The following is a 1458-nucleotide window of genomic DNA, read 5'->3' on the forward strand; positions in this document are numbered from 1 at the left end:
CCCTGGCCGCCGCCGGACACGACCACGGCCCCGCGTTCCTCGGCCTGACCCGGCTGTGGCGGCGCGACGACGAGGTCTTCGCCGAGGTGACCGGCCCCACCGCGCTCGACGCGCCCCGGCACGCCCTGCACCCCGCCCTCCTGACCGCCGCGCTCCAGCCCTTGCTCGCCGAGGCGGGGCCGGCGGCCGTGCCGGCGGAGTGGCGCGGCGCGGTCCTGCACACCCCGGGGACCGCCGCACTCCGCCTCCACGCGACGCGGACCGGGGAGGACGCCTTCGCCCTCGCCGTCACCGGCCCCGACGGCGTTCCGGTCGCGACGGTCGAGTCGGTCCGGCTGCGGCGGCTCGACGGGCTGCGGCCCGCCGACGCCCGCCCCGACCGGTTCCTCACCCTCACCTGGCCCGAGACGCCGCTGCCCGCCGACCCCGCCGTCTCGTGGACGGTGGCCGCCCCCGGCATCCCCGGCCTCGCCGAACCCGGCGCGCCCGACCGGCCTGACGACGCCGAGTTCGTCCTGCTCCCCGTCACGTCGGCCAGCACCCTGCTGCCCGAGCTGCTCGCCTGGCTGGCCGGCGACTCGCCCGCCCGGCTCGTGATCGTCACCCGGCACGCCGTCACCGTCGCCGCCGGCGACGTCCAGGACCTCGCGCCCGCGCCCGTCTGGGGGCTGGTCCGGGCGGCGCAGTCGGAGCATCCCGGCCGGATCACCCTGGTCGACCTCGACGGCCACGAGTCGTCTCTGATCGCCCTGCCCGCCGCCCTGGCGCTGGACGAGCCGCAGGTCGCGCTGCGGCAGGGGGTCGCGCACGTCCCGCGCCTGGTCACCGCGACCCCGGCCGACTTCCCGTCGGAGCCGGGGAGGAGCGCCGGGACCGTCCTGGTCTCGGGCTCCGGCGACCTCGCCGGGGCGGCGGCCGAGCATCTGGTCACCGTTCTCGGGCGCGACCGGCTGCTCCTGGTGGGGGCCGACGCCGAGCTGGCCGAGCGGCTGCGGGGGCTGGGCGCCGACGTCCTGGTCGCCGCCGACGGGGCGGCCGACCGGGAGTCGCTGGCCGAGGCGCTGGCGCTGCTCCCGGCGGAGCACCCGCTGACGGGGGTCGTGCACGTCGCCGACTCCGACGTGGAGTCGGTGCTCACGTCGTACACGCCCGAGCAGTTCACCACCGGGCTGCGCCGCGCCGGCGACGCGGCCTGGAACCTGCACGAACTGACCCTGGGCCTGGACCTCGACCTGTTCGCCCTGCTCACCCCGCACGTCTCCGGCGTCCTGGGCGGGACCGGCCAGGGCGCGCGGGCCGCGACCGGCGCCTACCTCGACGCGCTCGCGCACCACCGCGCCACGCTCGGCCTGCCGGGCGTCGCGGTCGCCTGGGGGCCGAGGGAGGAGGACGCGGGTTCCGGGCGTCCCGGCCTGGTCCCGGCGGGCAAGGGGCAGAGCGCGCCGCTGTTCGGGCTGG

The 1458-nt window shown here is 78.9% G+C and carries 1 protein-coding gene; it reads left to right on the top strand.

The genetic code is table 11. From position 1 onward, the window contains the following. Positions 1-1458: KR domain-containing protein (locus FDA94_RS38875; protein WP_137252012.1), on the top strand; the 1458-nt coding region annotated here is incomplete at both ends.

It is taken from the genome of Herbidospora galbida, assembly GCF_005233835.1.
Lineage (GTDB): Bacteria > Actinomycetota > Actinomycetes > Streptosporangiales > Streptosporangiaceae > Herbidospora > Herbidospora galbida.